This is a genomic window from Massilia sp. CMS3.1 (assembly GCF_051262535.1).
In the GTDB taxonomy this organism is placed as follows: domain Bacteria; phylum Pseudomonadota; class Gammaproteobacteria; order Burkholderiales; family Burkholderiaceae_D; genus Telluria.
Map to the genome: position 1 here is coordinate 1 of NZ_JBIMES010000019.1, position 21,344 is coordinate 21,344.

Annotated in this window: 18 protein-coding genes and 1 other annotated feature; of the genes, 8 read left to right on the forward strand and 10 right to left on the reverse strand. The window is 56.8% G+C overall.

Annotated elements, in window-relative coordinates; translation table 11 throughout:
• Positions 1 to 663 precede the first annotated feature (663 nt).
• From ACHAC9_RS21630 to ACHAC9_RS21645, 4 genes are all read left to right on the forward strand, one after another.
• The gene (locus tag ACHAC9_RS21630; protein WP_435763337.1) at positions 664 to 915 is read left to right on the forward strand and encodes a hypothetical protein; all 252 of its coding nucleotides are present in this window, start codon (positions 664 to 666) and stop codon (positions 913 to 915) included.
• A 375-nt stretch (positions 916 to 1,290) separates the two neighbouring features.
• Positions 1,291 to 1,884 carry a PEP-CTERM sorting domain-containing protein gene (locus ACHAC9_RS21635; protein ID WP_435763339.1) on the forward strand — a complete coding sequence of 198 codons (594 nt, stop codon included), beginning with the start codon at positions 1,291 to 1,293 and terminating at the stop codon, positions 1,882 to 1,884.
• A 112-nt stretch (positions 1,885 to 1,996) separates the two neighbouring features.
• A protein-coding gene (locus tag ACHAC9_RS21640) for an IS3 family transposase (RefSeq protein ID WP_435763342.1) occupies positions 1,997 to 3,219 on the forward strand; the annotation gives its coding sequence in 2 pieces (ribosomal slippage) (positions 1,997 to 2,285 and positions 2,285 to 3,219; 1,224 coding nt in all).
• Positions 2,275 to 2,391, forward strand: a sequence feature (AL1L pseudoknot). (Overlaps the previous gene by 117 nt.)
• A gap of 694 nt (positions 3,220 to 3,913) precedes the next feature.
• On the forward strand, positions 3,914 to 4,909 hold the full coding sequence (locus tag ACHAC9_RS21645) for a hypothetical protein (protein ID WP_435763344.1): 996 nt from the start codon (positions 3,914 to 3,916) through the stop codon (positions 4,907 to 4,909).
• Between the two features lie 22 nt (positions 4,910 to 4,931).
• Here the strand turns inward: ACHAC9_RS21645 and ACHAC9_RS21650 are convergent, their stop codons facing one another.
• The 7 genes from ACHAC9_RS21650 to ACHAC9_RS21680 form a co-directional block, all read right to left on the reverse strand.
• Positions 4,932 to 6,179, reverse strand: a complete 1,248-nt coding sequence (locus ACHAC9_RS21650) for a tyrosine-type recombinase/integrase (protein ID WP_435763346.1) — start codon at positions 6,177 to 6,179, stop codon at positions 4,932 to 4,934.
• Complete coding sequence (locus ACHAC9_RS21655) at positions 6,176 to 6,970, reverse strand: hypothetical protein (protein ID WP_435763348.1); 795 nt, start codon at positions 6,968 to 6,970, stop codon at positions 6,176 to 6,178. Before ACHAC9_RS21655 ends, ACHAC9_RS21650 begins: the two co-directional genes overlap by 4 nt.
• A gap of 1,348 nt (positions 6,971 to 8,318) precedes the next feature.
• Positions 8,319 to 8,831 (reverse strand): ferritin-like domain-containing protein, encoded by a 513-nt coding sequence (locus ACHAC9_RS21660; RefSeq protein ID WP_435763350.1) that lies wholly within the window; start codon positions 8,829 to 8,831, stop codon positions 8,319 to 8,321.
• 372 nt (positions 8,832 to 9,203) lie between these two features.
• Positions 9,204 to 10,541 carry a chloride channel protein gene (locus ACHAC9_RS21665; protein ID WP_435763352.1) on the reverse strand — a complete coding sequence of 446 codons (1,338 nt, stop codon included), beginning with the start codon at positions 10,539 to 10,541 and terminating at the stop codon, positions 9,204 to 9,206.
• A gap of 9 nt (positions 10,542 to 10,550) precedes the next feature.
• Positions 10,551 to 12,014: a DUF389 domain-containing protein gene (locus tag ACHAC9_RS21670; protein ID WP_435763355.1), complete on the reverse strand. Its 1,464-nt coding sequence runs from the start codon at positions 12,012 to 12,014 to the stop codon at positions 10,551 to 10,553.
• A 12-nt stretch (positions 12,015 to 12,026) separates the two neighbouring features.
• Entirely contained in the window at positions 12,027 to 13,544 is a 1,518-nt protein-coding gene (locus ACHAC9_RS21675) for a BCCT family transporter (RefSeq protein WP_435763357.1), read from the reverse strand.
• 9 nt (positions 13,545 to 13,553) lie between these two features.
• Positions 13,554 to 14,615 (reverse strand): mechanosensitive ion channel family protein, encoded by a 1,062-nt coding sequence (locus ACHAC9_RS21680; protein WP_435763360.1) that lies wholly within the window; start codon positions 14,613 to 14,615, stop codon positions 13,554 to 13,556.
• Between the two features lie 700 nt (positions 14,616 to 15,315).
• Between ACHAC9_RS21680 and ACHAC9_RS21685 the strand changes: the two genes are divergently transcribed.
• The 4 genes from ACHAC9_RS21685 to ACHAC9_RS21700 all read left to right on the forward strand — a co-directional run bounded on the left by ACHAC9_RS21685 (position 15,316) and on the right by ACHAC9_RS21700 (position 19,510).
• On the forward strand, positions 15,316 to 16,059 hold the full coding sequence (locus ACHAC9_RS21685; RefSeq protein ID WP_435763362.1) for a MarC family protein: 744 nt from the start codon (positions 15,316 to 15,318) through the stop codon (positions 16,057 to 16,059).
• Entirely contained in the window at positions 16,052 to 17,086 is a 1,035-nt protein-coding gene (locus tag ACHAC9_RS21690) for a porin (RefSeq protein ID WP_435763364.1), read from the forward strand. Before ACHAC9_RS21685 ends, ACHAC9_RS21690 begins: the two co-directional genes overlap by 8 nt.
• Before the next feature lie 97 nt (positions 17,087 to 17,183).
• Positions 17,184 to 18,074 (forward strand): ion transporter, encoded by an 891-nt coding sequence (locus ACHAC9_RS21695; protein ID WP_435763366.1) that lies wholly within the window; start codon positions 17,184 to 17,186, stop codon positions 18,072 to 18,074.
• 146 nt (positions 18,075 to 18,220) lie between these two features.
• Positions 18,221 to 19,510, forward strand: a complete 1,290-nt coding sequence (locus tag ACHAC9_RS21700; RefSeq protein WP_435763368.1) for a DUF2254 domain-containing protein — start codon at positions 18,221 to 18,223, stop codon at positions 19,508 to 19,510.
• Between the two features lie 122 nt (positions 19,511 to 19,632).
• Here ACHAC9_RS21700 and ACHAC9_RS21705 read toward each other — a convergent pair whose 3' ends face one another.
• The 3 genes from ACHAC9_RS21705 to ACHAC9_RS21715 all read right to left on the reverse strand — a co-directional run bounded on the left by ACHAC9_RS21705 (position 19,633) and on the right by ACHAC9_RS21715 (position 21,051).
• Entirely contained in the window at positions 19,633 to 20,055 is a 423-nt protein-coding gene (locus tag ACHAC9_RS21705) for a DUF421 domain-containing protein (RefSeq protein ID WP_435763370.1), read from the reverse strand.
• Positions 20,056 to 20,144: 89 nt separating this feature from the next.
• Positions 20,145 to 20,480: a four-helix bundle copper-binding protein gene (locus tag ACHAC9_RS21710; RefSeq protein ID WP_435763373.1), complete on the reverse strand. Its 336-nt coding sequence runs from the start codon at positions 20,478 to 20,480 to the stop codon at positions 20,145 to 20,147.
• Positions 20,481 to 20,856: 376 nt separating this feature from the next.
• A complete protein-coding gene (locus ACHAC9_RS21715; RefSeq protein ID WP_435763375.1) occupies positions 20,857 to 21,051 on the reverse strand; it encodes a DUF1737 domain-containing protein in 195 nt (64 codons plus the stop codon).
• Between the last annotated feature and the right edge of the window lie 293 nt (positions 21,052 to 21,344).

Below are 21,344 nucleotides of genomic sequence, written 5' to 3' on the forward strand. Positions count from 1 at the left end.
GCTAACGACCTTGTTGCTGGAATCGGTTCGAAGGACTGATAGTTGGCGAAGGACCGGACCTTGCTCCAGCTGCGTACTTGTTCACTTTCTCTGGAGGCTGTGAGCCTAATGGGCCGTCTCGTCTGACCAGGCGACGTACACTGCACGCTCGATAACGTCCTCGTCAGCCGTCGAGTACCTAGTCAGCTCTTCAGCTGTGAGCCTAGCAAGTTGGAAATGTTCAGGATCGTCTCTCATCTTGCGCAGCCATTCTTCGCGAGAGACTGTTTCGCCGGTAGTGGCTGGCAGAACTATCCAAAAGCCTGTTTCTCTTTCTGCAACGACGGTATAGAGATCTAAAAATTTGTCCATGGCGTAGATTGATCGTGATGATTTCCGCAGCATACCAAAGGTAAATGCTGCTCTTCCGATTCGAGTTGAGCCCCTTTGCCTAGGTAATGTCTGAGCTTTCGCCCCCCTAGCGCAATAGTGGGTTGCCATCAGAACGGCAAGAACCGCAGCCGCTATCCCAACCATTCGCAGACTGACGAATACTCGTGGCTGTCGTCAGCGACTAACGGCGAGGCGTATCGTTTGACATAAAATTCGTTATGTCGGCCTAGCTCTCGGTCACCGGGCTGCTCGCGTGCATACTACTGCATGGATATACAGTAGTATTTCGGCATGGGCTTCAAAGAACCTTTGCCAACAGCGCAGCTACGCGAGATCCAAGAACGCAATCTGGACTCAGCTGATGTACGGGCTCTGCTTTGGGAAATCAAGCGGCTTCGATCGGTCCTGCTGTACGCCGACCAGCTGCAGCGCATGTTGACGACACTGGCCGGGCCTCAAGGGGCGATCCTCGATACCCTTCGGGAGAAGCTGCGCGACGAGCCCTGCGTGAAAGAATTTCCTCGCCTACCTCCCAGCGCCTAGGCGCTTTCTAGAAAAACTTTCAACTTACCACCATAACAACATTCTCATTACACTGAGCCTTATTAAAGGTCTGCTATCGGCCTATTGTGTTGAAAAAGTCGCTAGGCAACTTTTCTAGTCAGTTTTTGGTGGTCCCAACACTCCAACTGGCGGGCGGTCGCCGCACATAGCGGCCTTTCTGGACAGTCGAGTTACCGATCTTCAGTTGCCTCTCAGCACGTGGACCGAGTTTTTCAACAGAATAGGCCAAGAGCAGACATCCAGATGGTCTCAACCTAGGTCAAATAACCGTAGATGACTCACATATAAAAAGTTTCATAAATTACACTTATATGGTTTAATAGAAATATTACAATTGTTGGGACGATAGGCGATATGATCAAGTTACGAAAAGTGCTCGCAGTGTTCGCTTGCACAGCTGCACTCGCTCCCGCACACGCCGGGCTCCTCACCCAAGAATTTGTTTCCGAATGGACTGTTTCGACTTGGGACTACTATGGTGACGTCGCCGCTCTTCAATGGCACTACATTCCATATCTCGCTTGGGATCCTGCACTTGGAACGCTCGAGAAAGTGTCGGTCTCGACCGCAGTTTCCGGAAACAAGAATGTGTTCGAAGACCTCGCTATCCGGTATTCATTCTTTACTGGTTGGAGTTCCGCCGCTTACCAATTCTACGACGCTAAGGTCTTTGCCGCAGGCGCGGGCTCATTTGCCGACCTGTTCGAGTATGACATCGCGGCGAGCAATTTCGTCGCCCCTCTCTACCTTCCTCAAGCTAACTATTATTTCGAAAGCCGCTCGGCGACGACGCATCAGATAGCAGCACGCACAACGCTCTCCTATCAGTATGCTTATCCTACCGAGGTAGCAGTTCCAGAACCATCGACTGTGGTGCTTGCCGCAATTGGAGCTTGCGCATTTTTCCTCGGCAGGAAAAGCTGGGCGAGGCATTCAGGCGTCGGCTGATGGCTGCGCACTGAGTATTGCGCTCAACTCGGACACACATGGACTGCTCTATGAACTCGACATGAATCGCCCCGGGTTTTGTAGAGGCTCCATTGTTTGAGAGAATGGAGCTATGAAAAAGCAACCCAAGTATTCCCCTGAAGTCATCGAGCGCGCCGTGCGCATGGTCAGCGAAGCCGGCAGCCAGTACGAGTCGCAGTGGGCCGCAATCACGTCAATCGCTGCCAAGATCGGCTGCACACCGGAGACACTGCGCCGCTGGGTACGCCAGCAGGAGCGCGATACCGGCCAGCGTCCAGGACCAACCACTGCCGAAGAGGAGCGCGTCAAGGCGCTTGAGCGAGAAGTGCGCGAGCTGCGCAAGGCAAACGAGATCCTTCGCTTGGCGAGTGCGTTTTTCGCCCAGGCGGAGCTCGGCCGCCACTTCAAGCCGTGAGGGCTTTCATCGACAGGTACCGCCACGCCTACGGTGTCGAGCCGATCTGCAAGGTGATGCAGGTCGCGCCGTCGGGCTATTGGCGCCACGCTGCGCAGCAACGCAACCCGGCACTGCGCTGTTCCCGCGTCCAACGCGACGACGTGCTGAGCGTCGATATCGAACGTGTCTGGCAGGCGAACCTGCAGGTCTACGGGGCTGACAAGGTTTGGCGCCAGCTGAGGCGTGAGGGAACGGACGTGGCCCGCTGCACCGTGGAGCGCCTGATGCGCAAGGCCGGGCTGCGCGGCGTCATACGAGGCAAGGTGGTACGCACGACGGTTGCCGATGCGAAGGCCCCGTGCCCGCTCGACCGCGTCAACCGCCAGTTCAAGGCCCAGCGGCCAAATCAGCTGTGGGTCAGCGATTTCACCTACGTGTCGACCTGGCAGGGCTTCGTCTATGTCGCTTTCGTGATCGATGTCTTCGCTCGGCGCATCGTCGGCTGGCGCGTCAGCAGCTCGATGCGGACCGATTTCGTGCTCGATGCATTGGAGCAGGCGCTGTACGCACGTCAGCCCGAACGGAACGAGCTGGTCCACCACAGCGACAGGGGCTCGCAATACGTGTCGATTAAGTACAGCGAGCGCCTGGCAGAAGCCGGCATCGAACCGTCTGTGGGTAGCAAGGGCGACAGTTACGACAATGCCTTGGCCGAGACGATCAATGGGCTCTACAAGGCTGAACTGATCCATCGCCGCGCTCCCTGGAAGACGCGTGAGGCCGTCGAACTGGCCACGCTCGAATGGGTGTCCTGGTTTAACCATCATCGTCTGCTTGCGCCGCTCGGCTATATACCGCCAGCAGAAGCTGAGGCAAACTATTACAAGCAACTGAGCAGTCAAGCCGTCGCGGCCTGACTCACACTAACTGGCCTCCACGAAAGCCGGGGCGATTCAGTTGGACTTCAAGTTCACTCCAAAAATGTGGGACGAGGCAGTTGCAGAGTCGCTTTTTTCCGAGGCGCTACAAGAACTCTATCTAGGCATGCCTTCCAATTGATCGGGTGCAACGATGGAAACTGGCCGGATTCTTCTCGACACTTATCGCGCAGAGTCAGAGCAATGGTCGTGGCGGCCGGCTTGGCACGTTTGCGGGGAATCAGTGTGCACGCTTTTCTGGAAGTTTGCCCAGCTCAACCAGATAACGGCAAAGGAGCTCGCTCAACTCATTGCGAACCGAACTTCGGGGCGGCGAACCGCAATATGCATTAAGCCCGATGTCGACTTACGTGATGCCTCGGTTTTCGACCTCGACGTTATAGGACAAATTCTTCGAACCAACCGAGCAACGATTCGCCAATCGTTTTTGTTTGAGGTTCTTCCCGGGAGTGTCCTCCGTTCACACGAGCGGTTGCGCTGGTGTGTCCAATGTATGGAGCAGGGCTTTCACTCCCCTTTATTTCAGATGCGGCAGACCCGAACGTGTCCTCTACACGCACAGACCTTGCTAGACTGTTGTCAACAGTGTCGCCGTGAAATTCCTTACCGACTGAGCACACCATTCCTCGCTAAGCCTTTTCATTGCCCGCACTGCGGATGCGATTTCGCACCAATGATGGCGTCCGAACGGCCACGCATTCTTCAGTTATCCCACGAAGAAACCTCCCAAATTGCATTGTTGCTCAAATTCTATAAAACAGCGGATGTTGAGTCAGTCAGCGTCAGCGACGCGGCGCGCCTATTCATAACGGCACAAAAGACCAGAGTATTCCATGTCGATTTGAACGAGTCAGACGTTCAGAGCCATTATGCCAGTTTCATGGCCCAGACCTTAAAACACTTAGTGCCAGGCGAACTTGAATTAGAGGGAGATCTTTGCGCTAAGCCAGTCGCACGCAGTGTCCGCGGCTACCTCCATCACATTGGCTATGAAGACAGTAGTGAGTGCGACGAGCAGGAAAACAGAATCGATCCCGAAGAGAACGATGTTGCGGAATCAACATCAAAACAATTCATGGCTATTCTAGTGAACTCCTATAGGGGGATACGTCGACATTTATGGCGGCGGGTTTTTAAGGATCACCGGCGTTGCATCGTTTCTGCTGCCTTCTGCTTACGAAACGACATGCATAACAAGTCTACATGCGGATTCTGTCCACACGCGTTGGCATTCATTCGCTGGCGCATGCTTTGGGAGGGTTGCGGTACTCCTCGCTACCTTTTTGCTAAGCGACCCGCTAAATTCTTTGGCATTCTCGGGTGGCACTTGGCTCGGCCCTCTCCAGCTCCAGAGAACTGGTCGACGGAGACAAAAGCATGGATTGCGGGGCACATCTTCAGCTCGACCTGTCTGGCGTCTCTTGCTGAGATATCGAAGTTAGCAATGACGGCGTGCGAAGAAGACGTCGTTCTCTGGGAGAAGAAAAAAAGCGCGGTTGATTACACGTGCTTGTGGGCGGTAGCTGGTCGAGACCGGCGGGAACAACCGGCTACAATCTACTTACGCCATGAGCCGCTTCGGCACGTGAGCGCGTTGACGATAAGCGGGATGGCCGGACACCGTCGGCGCCACGAAGCGGACATGGGTCGTCTGCAGCTGTTTGCGTAAATCTGGGGCTTCGGTAACGCCACTAGATATCATCCCCGAGCAAACCTGGAGCCACACTATTTGTTGAACGAATCAAATCGAGGGCTTCCTGTTCTGTATAGACCATCGTGGTACTTAGATCACGGTGGCCTAACCAAGCCGCCACATTCCGTACATCTTGTCCGGAAAGCAATGCTGCCTTCGCGAACGTATGGCGCAACCAATGTGGAGATGCTTGCCTGATTTGCTCAGCGCGGGCCGTGTCTCCTACCTCATCTAAAAAGGCGGCAGCTGCAGCGAGCCGGCCTTTTACGATGTGATACAGGCCGTGGCGGGTCGTAATTGGTCGCCACGCTTGAAAGTAGCGGCGCGATTGGACGTCCTTGATCACGCGTCCGGTCGAGGTCGCAGCGCTGCGGTTCGTTCGGACAGAAAGCACAAGGGCAATCGTTTCACCTGGTTCGGGTAACCTGGACAAGCCAAACGCCTGACGGTAGGTACCCAGCGCGTCCATGACGCTGCGGGGAACCGGTATCTTGCGCTCCTTACTACCTTTCGCGGTTTCCTCCCTGACCAACATGACCCAGTAGGTCTTCCCGTCACGCGGATCCGATAAGCGGTAGAACGCAGACATGTCCGCTTTAATGAGCTCGCTAGCGCGCAGACCAAGTTCCCGCAGTACGATGAAGATGAACCGATCACGTAAGTCGGTCTGGCGAGCCGTGAAGGTCCGTTTATCAGCCTCGTCCATGCATTGAAACACCATGTCGTACAGGTCAATCGACACTGCACGATTGGCGTTGACCTTGCGGACCGTACCCGCGCCATGCAGCCCCATCGGATTGATCTGGACGTAGCCCATCTCACGCCAGGCACGGAACATGGCGTGAATACAGCGCTGGATGTCCGAGCGGCTACTTTTAGAAGGTTGAGTGCGAAACGGGGTGTATCCGTCGTCCTCTGGGCGGGCAAAGGCACCCGTGATGGGATCCTGCGCACACAACGCCTCATCAGGCAAGTCCGCCAGGAACGAGTAAAACGCATCGACATCTTGCACGGTCCAGCGTGACGGCGGCACGCCATGTATGTTCTCACAGAACCAGCGCAACTTTGCTAGGTGATATCCGTAGGTCGCAACCGTCTCAGGCGAGTTGCGCCGGCCGCGGCTGGCAATCGCCCTCAGCCACACTTGGGCGGCCGCCCAGTCGTCGGCTACCGGGCCGAGACCGTGCGTAATCGCCGAAGCAGGGGAGAGCAGGGCATCATACGTCAGGTCGGTTAGCTGATTCATCGTGGCTTGTTTTGTAATAGTGCTTCGGGGATTGCGGCGCCGGCCCGGTATGCTTTCTGGCGGAACGTCTCGAGCAACTCGGCGTCCATCTTGCGCTGCCCCTCCAAGATTACGCAGCGTTCTTTCCACACGCGCGCTTCGCCACGCGATTCCTCGATCGCCTGCATCGCAAATTTTCTGTGATCGGTTACTTCAGTTCCCAGCTTCTCGACTGCGTTGGCCTGCTGCGTGACGACAGCACGCATCCGTTCAGTCTCTTGTTCTAGACTTGAAATAGCCTGGCGCGCTGCCATCAGTTCCGCGGCAAGCTGAGCGGCCTGAGCGCGGGCTGCCAGCAATTCCTGCTCGGTGTCGTGCAACCTAGCAGCATAAAAATCGGCTTGGCTCGAGCCAGTGGGGCCAAAGCGTGCGCTTCTCACTAAGGCGGCATCGACAGCGTCAGACACGATGGCGTGCAACTGGGTCGAACTAACGGCCGACTGCTGAACACTCTCGGTCGCGTTGCCGGCGCCTTGCTTGAGATGGAAAACGTCCTCCAAAGCCAAGGCCTGCTTTTCCGCCGCGAGGGTCGCCGTCGAGGGTCGGCGTTCCGGTGCGAAGGCCGCCAGGAGGCGTTGATAGATCGCCGGACTGTAGAGTTGGCCGGTCGCTTCCTGCACGGCGCGCAGAAATCCGCGGACGAATGGGCGGTGGTTGCGGGAATCGTACGGATATGTGGCCTGTAGCGCTGCCACGCGGGATGCCAGCAGGCGGGCTTGGTCATCGGTTAGCGAGAAAGTCGGGCGGGCCATCGAGGAAATGCTTGGTTTGGGTAGAGGTATATTAACCATCATATTTATACCTGTCAAATTACACTATTTACCTTAGCACGGATTAAGGTAAGTAGTTTTAGCGGAGGCTTTATTGTTCCACGGAGCGCTTTTGGCGGCGCTATTGAGGCAGATGCTATGCACGTAAAACGATGGGTAAAGCGGAAGGTGAGCTTCTACACGGAGCTGACAAGCGACAGCCTGTGCTGCGTATCGAGTAAACCCAATTGGATACCTGTCACGTGTTGTACGTTGAGTTGCGGTGGGAGAACACTTTCCTAGCTCGAGCGTCGTGCATACTGGCCTTGAGGGACGTGCTAGTACGACCGCCGGCAAGCTGATCGAACGTGGTGTAGCTTTGGATTCGGCCGCTGCTTAGCGACTGTTGGCCTGTCGATGCAGCGAAGGCAGAAAATGTTTCTAAAGATGGGGCTACTGCCAACGAGTGAATGCAGTCTTCACGCCGAAGGGCCGGGTACGGCCCCATCGACTAGCTGGACACTGAGCCAAGCAATGCCAACCGACAGGTGTAGAACGCGAGCGACTTGTGCAGTTTAGGCAGCGTGCGCTTCCGTTGTTCGTTCTGGTTTCAGTCGGCTTTCCAATAACCGCGCGCTCTACACACCGAGGGGTGATGAACGTCCCCAAGCTGTAAACCGTTACTAAAGAGCAACTTGGCGTCAACCCGTTACATTCGGCCCATGCCAAGTGAAGCTCAGGATGTCGCCCCTTCATGTTTGTTCGACTGCCCCATATAAGCAATCGCGGCTGCGGCAGATCGCTATCCTTGAAACGCCATGTATCTCACCGTTGAGATAAATCGACAATACTAAATGTATTGTCGAGTTATTGGTTGTGATAGTGATGGCCTAACTTCGAGCAACCTAGGGCGCTGCTTTCGATTTCGTGAATGGATCCCAGCAAGGAGGCGACTACTCCAGTCCTGCTGAGCGACCTTGCTGAGTCTATTAACTCAGCCGTGAGAAGCCACCGCGGGCTATTAATCCCCTCTTCTACGCCTGCTATCCTGCTTTGGCGGCCTTGCGCATGTAGAGCTTTCAGGTGCCCTTGCTGAGAGCAAGTAGTACCGCGCTTGTGCTTGAGCGAGCCCGCGAAATTTGCGCTTACCGAAGCGAAACTCGACTATGCGCCAGTGGCTCATTTATTGCATTACACTTGCATTGTGCTGCTGGTTTTCTCTGAGACCGCTTAACTAAGCACCTTAGCCCGGCTTCGCTGCCGGTTTCTTTTTTCTGAATATTGCACCTATTCTAAGCACCAATGGCCGACCGCGAACCCATTGTAGCGTCCGCTTACGACCTAGGCTGTGTTAGATCTTGGCTTCAACGCCAGGGATCGCCGAACGCGCCAAGAACGCCGCCGTGATCTGAGGCAGGTGGTCCAGCAGCCAAGCAGCCATTGCCTTTTCCTGCACTAAGATCTGTTCGCAGGCCGTTGCGGTCGTCGTGTCGCCCACGGCATTGGCTGCGCCGATCAGCGAGGTATAGCTCGCGATTTCGAGGTTCTCGAACACGTATCCGGCCATCGCGCCCTTGACCACTTCGTCACTGGTCATCATGCCGCCCACGCCCTGGCTAAAAGCAGCCACTTTGCCTCCTAAGTCCTTCAGCACCGAGTTCTTGATGCCGCGGCGGCTAAGAATGCCATCCAGAATGCGTTGCTGGCCACGGGTTTCTTCGATGTGCTGCACGATGCGTGCGCGCAGTTCAGGATAGTGCTCAAGACGGTCGGCCTGGGCCGTGAGCATCGTTTCAGCCTGCTGTTCGATTGCATGCGCGTCGCGCAGCCAGTCGTTCAGATGGTCGTTTGCTGCTGTGGTCATGATCTTCTCCGTCAATCGTAGGTTGGGGATGAGCGCTGCAGCGCTTTTCTGTGCCGAAAGCCGGCTGCGTTCGCCATTTGACTTGACTTTCGCAGAATTGTGCACAGGTGTTTGTTAGGTCAAACACATTCAAGCCACATCTGCGTCGATATCGCCAGCCAGCAGATAGAGCCGATGCCCACTGCGGTAGGCTAGTAAAAGATTTGCGAAGCCGAACACCATACATCATCAAAGATGGGGCTTCGCAGATGTCTGCAATCGACCTAAAACGTGCGAATTTGTCTCTTCTCCTCGACAACTGTGTAACTGCTTTCTACCTTGCATAACTTTGATAGCGAAGTCAGAAAAGCGTCTTGTAGCAGGACATGGTATTTATTCTTTTAGGCCGGCGATCGGTGCTAGGCCGGCTCGTGCGAGCTGCATCTGGGCCAGGGTTGAATACAATGGCAGGCTGATCACTCGCGACACCATGCTCGCTACAAGTGCGCACGCCATCAGGCTAAGCACCATTGAATGGCCATCTACCATCTCCATAACGATGATGAACGCTGTCAGCGGCGCTTGCGTGGCGGCCGCGAGAAAACCGACCATGCCCAGAGCAATGAGCGCGGGTACCTGTGCCCCATAAAATGCAAGTGCCACGTCGTTGCCTAGCGCTGCCCCGATTGCCAGGGATGGGGCGAAAATTCCTCCCGGGACGCCAGACCAAGCGCTCAGCCATGTCGCCACGAATTTGAAGAACGCATACATCATGGGCATGGTCGCTATCCCCTCGACCATGCCACGGGTCGGGCCATAGCCGGAACCGAAGGTCGTGCCTGCCGTGACAAGACCGATGACGGCCACGCAGAGACCGCACATGGCGCCGAACAGGACAGGATGCCGAGCGCGCAGGCGGCTGAGTCCGTTACTGCCCTGCCCCGTTAGTGAAAGGATCAGCAAGCGCGAGAACAGGCCGCCCGCTAGGCCTGTGCACAGTGCCACTACCACGCCCGGCAGCAGCAGCGCAATGCCGATGTCGCCCGTGTGAACGACGCCGAAATAGGTAGCGTTCCCGTGCACGGAGATGGCCACCACACCGCCCAGTACGATAGCGGCGATGATCAGGCCGCTACTGCGCTGCTCCGGCGCGCGAGCCAGCTCTTCGATGGCAAACATGACGCCGGCAAGCGGTGTGTTGAAGGCCGCCGCAATGCCCGCTGCGCCACCAGCTACCAGCAAGCCGTGGACCGTCACCGAGGAGCGTTTCGGCAGCCAGCGCCTAGCCTGCAGCATGATCCCTGCCGCAATCTGAACCGAAGGGCCCTCTCGCCCCAGCGATAAACCAGCCAGCAGCCCGCTGGCGGTCAACGCGATCTTGGCTACGCTCAGGCGCAACGACACGAATAGTCCACGCTGTTCGGGCGCAAGCGCCGGATCGAGCGCGGCCATGACTTGAGGGATACCCGACCCGGCCGCGCCAGGTGCGAAGCGGCGTGTCAGCCAGACGATGGCGGCGGTACACAGCGGCGTCCAGAGCAAGGCGCTCCACCAGACCTGGCCCCGCACATCCTCGAACAATGCAAACGCGCGCTCGGATAACCAGGTAAAGCCGACCACGGTCAGCCCAGCCACGCCGGCCAGCGCAACGACAAGCGCGCGCCCCCACCAGAGCTGCCAGTCGGAGAGTTCCACCCGCATCTTGTCGCGCCAATCGTGCGTAGTTTTCATGTCGGTTTGCTAGGGTAAAGTGGCCGCCACACCAGGCTGCGCCTGACTCGACACCGTGGGGGCAAGGGTTGAGACGGGAGGCGGACGGCGGTCGATCTTTCCGCGCACCCCGGCAAGCACCAGCCTTGCATTCGGGTTCATCATGCGCACTTTCAGCCATGCGTTGATGCGGTTGAGCTCAGTGGCCTTGGGTAGCTTGCGGCAGTCCGCGCTAAGAAAGGGAATCAAATCTGCCCCTTGATCCGGTGGCGCCGCCATGCCGATCAGGACGTTGCCGCACTGCGGATACTGGACCTCGAACTCGCGTGTTACCGCATCGGCCTGATCCACCCAGCCTTGCTGCGCCCTCACCTGCCCGCGCAGTAAAGCAATTGTGGCTTCCTTGTCCTCTACCACCTGCTGATTACTCCGCACAATGTCTGCAAGAATATCGGCCTTCAGGCTGCCGACATCGATCTTGTTGGTATCCTCGGCTTGCGCCTGATGCACTGACAAACGCGCTCCATGAAGTCCCGCCAGCGCCAAGCGCGATTCGATTGCGCGTATCTTGTCGGAAGACAGTCGTTGGCCAATTAGGGTAACCTCGATTTCGTGTGTCCGGGGTGTCAGGCGCGTCTCAAGCACGTGTACTTTGGCGGCCTTGAACTCCTTGCGCACGAAGTCGCGGGCGCGGCTGCTGAATACCTCGTTATCGACCAGGCGTACTGCCAGATAAATGCTCGGCAGGCCGGTAACCAGAACGATCGCGATCAACGCGCGCTTGACATGACGTTCCCTCACCGGATCGACGAATTTACGATGCGGCAAACGCAAGAATTCGATGACGACCACTGCGGCAAACGCAATGAAGACACAGTTGATCGAAAACAGATAAAAAGCGCCGCCGAAAACCGACCAGTCACCGTTAGCCAACCCATAGCCGGCCGTGCACAGGGGTGGCATAAGCGCGGTGGCAATAGCCACGCCGGGAATGACATTCGATTTTTCGCGCCTTGTCAGCCCGATGATACCGGCCAGGCCGCCTGCCAAGGCAATCAGTACGTCCCACAGCGAGGGCGTAGTGCGCGCCAGCAGTTCGGACTGTGCCTCGTCGAGCGGCGTAATCATGAAATACAGTGTCGAGGTGAGCAGACTGATCGCGGCGGCGATCGCCAGGTTGGCAAGCGAACGGCGCACTAGGAAAAAGTCGAAGATGCCCACACCATAGCCGAGTCCGACGATTGGCCCCATCAGCGGCGACACCAGCATGGCGCCGATGATCACCGCGTTCGAATTGATATTCAGGCCGATCGAAGCAATCAGGATCGCCAGCATCAGGATCCACGGCGTCGCGCCCCGCAACTCGATTCCGGCCCGTATGCTGCGGTCGATTTCCGCATCGTCCGCCTTGTCTTCGAGCAGACTGAAGCGGTGCGCAATGGCCGCGCCCAATGAGGAGGACGCAGGCGGGAGCGGGCTGTCGGGTGCGCTCAATATGTTACCCGGCTATTTGACCATCATCTCGCGCATCCGGCGCCGCAACTCGCGCTCTCGCTGAGCTTCGGCCAGCCAGTCCTCACGCAGGGCACGCGCCAGGGAAATCATCATCAGGACGATTACCAGGGCGAACGGCAAGGCAAACAAAATCGTTGCGGTCTGTACCGCCTTGAGGCCGCCGGCCACGAGCAAGCTCACCGCGATGCCGGCGACCAGCACGCCCCAGATGATCTTGATGCGCCGTGGCGGATTGGGATTGCCCGCGGTACTCATCATGCCTAGCACCAGCACAGCCGAGTCACCCGAGGTCACGAAGAACACGAATACCAGTAGCGTGGCCAGCACCGACATCACTAGCCCGAAGGGCATTGCGTCGAACATGGCAAACAGGCCGGTCGCGACATCGGCCTTGACCGCGGCGGCAAGGGGGACATGCTGCCAGATTTCCATGTACAGGGCGGTGCCGCCGAAGATCGAAAACCACAGGAATGCCGCCAGCGAAGGTGCCAGTACGGTACCGAGGATGAACTCTCGGATCGTGCGCCCGCGCGAGACCCGCGCGATGAACAGCCCAACAAATGGCGACCACGAAATCCACCAGGCCCAGTAGAAGATCGTCCAGTTACCGACCCAGCTGCTGTCGCGAAATGGCGTTGCGCGCAGGCTCATCCGCACAAATTCGCTCAGGTAGCTGCCCAGGGTATTCGTCAGGGTATCGATGATCGCTACAGTCGGCCCCAGCAGGAACACCGTTAGTGCCAGCAAGACCGCCATTCCCATATTGAAGTTCGACAGGTAACGGATGCCCTTCTCGACGCCAGTGACTGCCGATGCGATAAACACAGCGGCGGTCAGGACGATGATTGTCACCTGTGCTGCCTCGCTGACAGCGAGTCCGAATACCGCATTTAAGCCACTGTTGATCTGCAATGCTCCCACCCCGAGGGAGGCGGCAACGCCGAACGCGGTGGCTACCACGGCAAGCCCATTGAACAGCCCTGCCATTGACTGCACCGGGCGCCAGGGCAAAGCGCTCGTCACGGTACTAATCAGGGGGCTGCCGCCGCGGCGGTACTGGAAGAATGCGATTGCCAAGGCGACCACGCTGTACACCGCCCAGGGATGAATGCCCCAATGGAAAAATACATAACGCATGGCTGCGTTCGCTGCCTCCGGCGTATTCGGCAGTGTGCCAGGAGGCGCCGTACCATAATGCGATAAAGGTTCTGCTACGCCCCAGAACACGAGGCCAATGCCCATGCCGGCCGCGAACAGCATGGCAAACCAGCTGCCAATGCCAAATTCCGGCTCATCGTCTTCCCCACCCAGTTTCAGGTTGCCATAACGGCTGAATGCAACAAAAGCCGCAAATACGACCATGGCCAGTACCACCCACAGGTAGAGCCAGCCAAAGTTGCGCGTGAGCATGACAAGCAGGGAATCCAGCACTGACGCCATGTTGTCAGGAGCGAAAATCCCCCACAATACGACAAGCAAAATGAAGCCAGCCGAAAAAAACATTTGCATAGGCGATCCTTATTCTGTAATGGCCGTCTTTTTCGGGCGTGACAAATACAGTGTCTGCGTTGGGTAGGCAAATTCGATGCCTTCGTTCTCAAAACGCTCGAACAGGGCCATGTTGATCGCCTGCTGGACATCCATGTAGGTGCCGTATGCGGGCGTCTTCACGATATACACCGTCTCAAAATCGAGCGATGACGGTCCAAACGATTTGAAATGTGCACGGTCGAAATCAACGTCCGGCTGCGCCTGCACGATATCGCGCAGTATGTCAGGAATGGCAAGTAACTGCCGTTTGCTTGTTTCATACGTGACGCCGATACCGAAAACGATGCGCCGGGTCTGCATCCGCTTGAAGTTGCGAATCCGGCTTTTCAGCAGGTCGCTGTTCGAAAAGATGACCTGCTCGCCGCCGAGCCCGCGGATACGCGTGGTTTTCAGACCGACGAACTCGACCGTCCCTGAGATATCGTCGACAGTGATGAAGTCGCCCACGACAAACGGCTTGTCCAGCACGATCGATAGCGATGAAAACAAATCGCCAAGGATGTTCTGGAGCGCCAGCGCGACAGCAATACCACCGATACCCAGGCTGGCGACCAATGTGGTGATGTTGACGCCGAAATTATCCAGAATCATCAAGATGATGACCAACCAGATGACCGTGCGCACCACAAATCCAAGCGCGGCAGTCGAGGTTGTACTTGCAGCGTCCTGATCGCTGCGACGGACACGGTAGTGATGCAGCCAGGCACGCACGCCAACGTCGCCCCAGCGGGCCACCTGAAGCAGGAATGCTGCAATCGCCAGGCGCGACAGCAAGGTAACCCGCGCCTCGGACAAGACCAGCGACTGCGCTCCCGCATACCCCCCCATGAACACAAAGAAAATCGGATGCGTGGCGGACAGAACCTTCACCGCGAAATCGTCGAGATAGGTCACCGTTGTGGCTGCAAACATCTCAAGGCGGCGTACCAATATCTGCCTGGCAAAGTACAGAACCAAGCAAACGACCAGCCCCATGCCCAGTGCGATTGACCAGGTAGTCAAATCGTTTTCAAGAATGACGTAGCGCATAGCGTGTTTCCATAGTAGTGAAAGGCGGGCCGCATCACGCTGCCTTTGACTCGACTACCGGAGAGGGGGTACCAGTCGTTGCAACGGAAAACTCCTGTCAAACGGTGACATCGACTCGACGGCGATCATCGCCGTGCATGCGACAGGAGCGTCAGTGCGTCAGTCCTTGCGCATGGTCAGTCCCATTGCAGAGGGCAGCCTTGTGTCGACACCTGCTTCTAGATGCCGGGAGGAAACGAATGGAGACAAGCGCGTATTCGCACGTCAACGGTGGATTCAGGCAGCGCACCACCAGCGAACACAATCGCCGGAGAAACACTCCACTAGGAGTGCAGGAGGGTCGATTGTAACCAGTAAAAAGCATTTGCACAAATATTGATGATAATATTGCAATCGAACCCTGACTTTCCGCGCGTTTCGAGCTGGAGCGCTCCTTCGTTTAGTCGACGGTCAAACCACGCCAGCAGTGCGTTGGCCATGCTGCGTCTTCATGTAGAGTGTGCCTGCTTCAAGGTCTGGTTTATACAAATGTAGTGTTTGGTGTACGACGGTCCTTGTTATCAAGGACAGATAACAATGCAGACCATCACCTTCCTCGCAGCAGTAACCGGCAGATTTTTTCGGCATTCATCATCGCGGGTGGAGGACGGACATGCCCGAGGACCGTGTCGGGATCAAGCAATAATGAATTCAGGTTGCCATGACAGTTGACTTGATGCTGGCAGTCGCCAAGAGCTTTCTGTTTGTCCTGGTGACGATGCTACCTATCCTCAATCCCGCTGCCACGGCACCGATCTTCCTGAGCATGACCGAAGGCGCGTCACCTGCCACCCGCGCCCTGCTTGCACGCCGTATCGCGCGCAACATGTTCTGGCTGATGACAGGTTCAATGCTCATCGGTTCGTACGTCCTTGATTTCTTCGGCATTTCGCTGCCTATCGTGCGTGTTGGCGGTGGCCTGATTCTGGCTTCCGTCGCATGGCGGCTCCTCGGGGCAACACCGGCGACACCGGACAGCCGGGCAGCTCTGGCAGAGGCTTTTACCCCTGATCATGCTCACCGGCAGGCTTTTTACCCGCTCACCTTCCCGATCAGCTGCGGCCCGGCCTCGATCTCCGTTGCCATTACAGTGGGCGTCGCCCTGCACGACGTAGAACTTGTGGTATCGCTGGCACGGATGGGGGCTGCGCTGATGGCGCTGGCCGTCATTGGGGTCCTTCTTTATCTTGCGTTCCGCTATGGGGAGCATTTCCTGCGTTTGATCGGAGAAGCCGGGACAGCTGTTTTCCTGCGCCTCACAGCGTTCATCCTGCTCTGCCTTGGGGTGCAAATCGTGTGGGACGGTGTTCGCGAGTTGCTGCTTGAGATAAGCGCTTTTCGCTCGCATCCCGCCACAATCCAAGCGGCCATTTGGCCCATGTTTGCAAGGACAGTGCATGCCTGAACCTGGCAAAATTTCGGCAGGCATCGCCGTCGCCGTAGCGATCTGCATCTACTGCAATAGCGTTGCCGCCCAAACTACCCCTACCGTTGATTTGTACGGCTCGCTACGCACGCAAGTGGAAAGGGTAAGCCCGGGTCGCCGCGATCGACTCGGTGCTTACACGTCCCTGCGCGATGCCTACTCAAGATTGGGAATGAAGATCGACTATCCGCTCGACAATGGGATAGCGCTGACTGGACATCTCGAAATTCCTGTTGATTCCGCAAACTACAGGCTGCGCGATCCCTACGACCAGGAAGAGCCGCTCAGGATCGCCCGGGTGGGCATGCACAGTGACCACGGCTCGATTACCTATGGTCAGCAGTGGATGCCCTACTACAATACGATTGCTGCGCCGGTGGACATGTTCAGCAGTTATTACAGCGGTTTCGCGACCTATACCGTGTTCAGGGTGGCCCGGACCCTCGCTTACCAAACCCCGGATGTCAGCGGTTTTTCCATGGCCGCCGCCTATGCTGACAGATCCGCCAATGTCCGCTCGACCTCACGCATCGACGGTCGGCGCTGGCAAGCGACCGCCGCCTACACCCGCGGCGATACCAGCATTGCCGTGGGAATCGATGACCGGGGAAATTCGGGCTACGGACACAATCGTTTGTATGGCCTGTCTGCCAGCCATCAAGTCGACAAGCTGTATCTGGCAATGAAGTACGAGGTATTTGATACCGGAAATCGTCAGCCCGGCAGTTTTTCAACCGATGGCAATCGCGCGATCAATTTTTTTGGCAGCTATGTACTGGGCAAGAGCACGCTGAAGCTTATGCTCGCGAAACTGGAGAACTACGGCGACAACGTTGTGCATGTTGGCCTTGACTATGCGCTTTCGGACAAGCAGAAGGTTTTTGTTGAAGTGTATCGTGAGGCCAACACTGCCGCCCTTACCACGCGCCGCGGTGGCTTGGACGATATAGATGCACGTACTGGTGGCGGGCATGCGATTACGCTCGGTCTTCGCTATGACTTCTGAATTGTCCTGCCATGGACGACGAGCATCGATGTGCCCGTTGCACGGCCAGGCAGTTCAATGCCTCAAGAAGCTAACGATTTCGACAGTCCTCCTTTAAATGCCTACACCTCCCCACCAGCGCGACGCGTTTCACCCGGTTGAACACGGCGGCCCCCCTGGCGGATGGCGCGCACGCATCCATGAAATTATCTTTGGCATCGATACGCCAGCCGGGCGCGCATTCGACATCGGATTGGTGGCGGCAATCCTGCTGAGTATTCTGGTGGTCGTGCTTGACAGCGTACCCGCAGTCGGTGGGCGGCATGCTCGACTGATGTACGCCCTGGAATGGTTTTTTACGCTGCTATTCACTGTCGAATATGCGGCACGGCTGGCGACAGTACGGCAACCCTGGCGTTATGCGGTGAGCTTTTACGGACTGATCGACCTGCTCTCGGTCCTGCCTACCTACATTTCGCTGCTAGTTCCCGGGAGCGAGGCGCTGCTTGATATTCGCATTTTGCGCTTGCTGCGTGTGTTCAGGATTTTCAAGCTTACGCTCTACATCGAGGAATACACGATGTTGGGCGAAGCGCTCGCCGCGAGCCGGCGCAAGATCATGGTGTTCATTTCAGTCGTGCTCATGGCGGTACTCATCCTGGGTACGTTGATGTATGTAGTCGAGGGTCCCAAACATGGCTTTACCAGTATTCCCACTGCAATGTACTGGGCAATCGTTACCATGACCACTGTCGGATATGGTGACATTACCCCACAAACCGCACTCGGAAAGGCAATTGCGTCGTTCATGATGCTCCTCGGCTGGGGGATCCTAGCAGTGCCGACAGGCATCGTCACCGCCGAGATGACGGCACGCCGGCATGGTCTCCGCGATGGGAATCGGTCGTCGCTCACCTGCACAGGCTGTAGTAGTAGTGACCATGCCCCCAATGCACGTTTTTGCAAGGACTGCGGCGGCAGCTTGCCTGGGAAGGGCGACCGGCCTTAGTGTATGTCCGGCGTCGCGGGCCGGGCAGTGTTCCGCTAATCGAGAACAATGACGCCCTACGCGGTTATGCTTGCACTGTTTTAATCGGTCAGCCGGGCCAGCCAAGAGCTCCTGTACCAGCAACAGCAAACGAAAGCACCGCCTCAATGCACTTGCCAGATCAACTACAGTTTCTTTTGCAACGCTACCGGGAGCGGCTGTGGATCAAACCCGTGATTGCTTGCGTCCTGTCGGTTGCCGGCGTGCTCTTGGCGCACCTTGCCGATAGTATTTCGATCGACTGGAAAGTCCCAGAAATCGCCCAAGGCTCGGTGATCGACCTGCTGAAGATCATTGCCGCCAGTATGCTCGGGGTCGCGACCTTCGCCGTGGCCTCGATGGTTTCAGCCTATGCGTCAACTGGCCAGTCGGCAACTGCACGCGCGTTCCCGCTGGTCGTCGCGGACGATACCTCACAGAACGCGTTGTCGATTTTCGTTGGCGCTTTTATTTTCGCCATCGTGGCCTTGAGCGCGACGACCAACGACTACTTCGGAAAGGCCGGCCGTTTCACCCTGTTCGTCCTCACCGTGCTGACGATCGTCATCGTCGTGCTAGTATTTGTGCGCTGGGTCGACAGCATTGCCCGGCTCGGCAGGTTGGGCGCCGTCATTGCCAAGGTCGAGCAGGCAACGGCCGAGGCGATGTCCAGGCGCAGGCAGCATCCTTGCCTGGGTGGCATGGTCGCCGTCGGCCCGCCCTGTGGCCTTGCTTTCCATACCGACGCGAGCGGATACCTGCAGCGGGTGGACATGCCTGCACTGCAGCGTTTGGCCGCGCACAACAAGGTCCGCATCACGCTGGCCGTCCTCCCTGGCGCGATGATCGTGCCGTCGCGGCCACTAGGTTATGTGCTGCAGGACTCGACAGATAGCGGGCCGGTAGAGGTTGCGCTGTTGCGTAAAGCCTTTACCGTCGGTCCGCTTCGTCGCTTCGATGACGATCCGCGTTTCGGACTGGTGGTGTTGGCGGAAATCGGTTGCCGCGCGCTGTCCTCAGGTATCAACGACCCTGGCACGGCGATCGGGATTCTTGGCTCCCTGCACCGTCTCTTTGCCGACTGGGTCAGCCCCGCCGAGCCGGCGACGCCCGAGTATGAGCGCATCGAAGTGCCGCCGCTGTCGCTCGACGATATGTTCGACGATGTCTTTCCCGCGCTGGCGCGCGATGGCGCCGGACTGATCGAGGTGGCCATGCGCGTCCAGCGGGTCCTTGGCGAACTCTGTCGCTGTAATCACGCACAGCTTTCGACGATTGCACAGCGGCACGCTGCACTGGCGATGGCGCGTGCCGAACGCGCACTGGACTTTCCCCCGGATCTAGCGCTGCTGCGGCGTCAGTTTGCGGACTACCAACTCATTGGAATTCCGGTAGCGAAGCAGCCAGCAAGCCAGTAGTGCTTGCGACGATGCTTGCAGTCTCAGGGATTATTGCCGGTCCTGTAATAGCGCGGCATACGCGGTTCTGTTTCCTGCCTGGCTGGTAGGGATGACCGACAGGCTGCCATCGGCTTCCAGAATCACTGCATCGATATTCGCAAGTGCCCGTGGCCATGCTGCCGTACTGCGGCCAGCACTTCGTCGCTGGTGATGCGCACACGCTTCAGGTCATCTTGGCGCAACTGACCATCCAGCAACAACACCGTGGGAGTTGTCTTGACAATGTCGCTGATGAGCGAAGAGCGCACTGAACACCACGTAATGACAAGTTGCAGGACAATCAGCAAGGCAAGCGCCACAAGCCCCACTGCCAGACTGACGTCCTTGCTGACCAGGATGGTGGAAAGGGTCGAGCCAAAAGCAACCGTGACAACCAGATCAAAGGAATTCATCTTCGAGAGGGTTCGGTTGCCGCTGATACGCAGCAGCAGGACCAGTCCGGCGTAGGCAAGAACGCCGACGACGATAACACGGTAAATATTGTTCGAGCTATCGAAGAACATGCCGCCTCCCATGAATGCTCGACCGGCGACTATGATTGATCACTCTCGTCGGCAACATAGCCCAAGCAGGTATCCAATTCGCCACCATCTCAGGCGACCGCGCTCATGCTCCTGCACGACTCGGCACAACGGCGACAGGCTTCAGCGCAACGTTGGCAATGTTCCATCGAATGTTTTCCGCACTCTTCGCCGCACGACGTGCAGACGTCGGCACACAGTTTGCACATGGCCCGCGCGAATTGGCTGCCGCGTGCCATGTACGCAGCCGCCAAACGACATAGTTGTGCACAGTCGATGTCCGAGGCAATACAGCGAACCATCATCTTGACATCGTCTTCACCGAGGCAGGCGGTAGCACATTGATCACAGGCGTCCGCACAGGCATGGCAGGCGTCGATACATTCTTGAAAGTTCTCGTTGGTCATAATGTCCCTTATTATTTACCTGATCAAAAATGCACGGCGACGCGACGCAAATCCGCGCTCGAAATTACACTTGGATGCGTTTGCAAAAAAATTACACTTGGATGCGTTTGCAAAACAAGCCTACTCCTTTGCAGAGTACGAACACACACCTTTCGTTTGGGAAAGCCAAAATAAGACCAATCGCCGGTTAAAGCAGAACAGCAGTCTGCAACGCCCATCAGCAATGCGCCCCACCAATGTTTCGCACCGTCTGCCATGTTTTCCGTGCGCTCGCCTGCTGCGAAATCCTTGTATTCACATAGCCGCTGAAACGATGATTAGATCAGCGAAGCGTCTTGAACCTGCAGTACCAAACAGAATAAAGTGAATTCAAGATCTACTCTGCGTCCTTTATCATCGCTTGCAAAGCGATAAATCCCTGCGTTACGGCTCCGAAATCACCGAAAAAGGTTAATGATACGGTGCCGATTGGACGCCACCCCTCATTTAGGGCCTCATTTACCCTCTGCTCTAATGATTCAAGTGCCTCGCTTGGGTCTTGCCGAGCGCCCCTGGCAATCATATATTCCATTTAACTTCCCCCCTAAAATTCCTTGAGATAAGGCCGGATCCTGTTCATGTGTCGATTCAAAAATATACATTCATCTTGCAGGATACTGTTCAGTTGCGCGGTCTCGAGCAACATAAAGAGAAATCTCATTTAATAAATGTTGGCGTAGCATGCTGTCAGTGGGAATGAATGACTGTAGAGATTGAAGTTACCCAACAGGCTTATCCTCTAGACTTGCAGGGCCTTCTGTTCGGCCTGACAGCCAGCAATTGAATCTTTGGTCGAAGCTGAAGTACGTATAATGAAATGAGGTT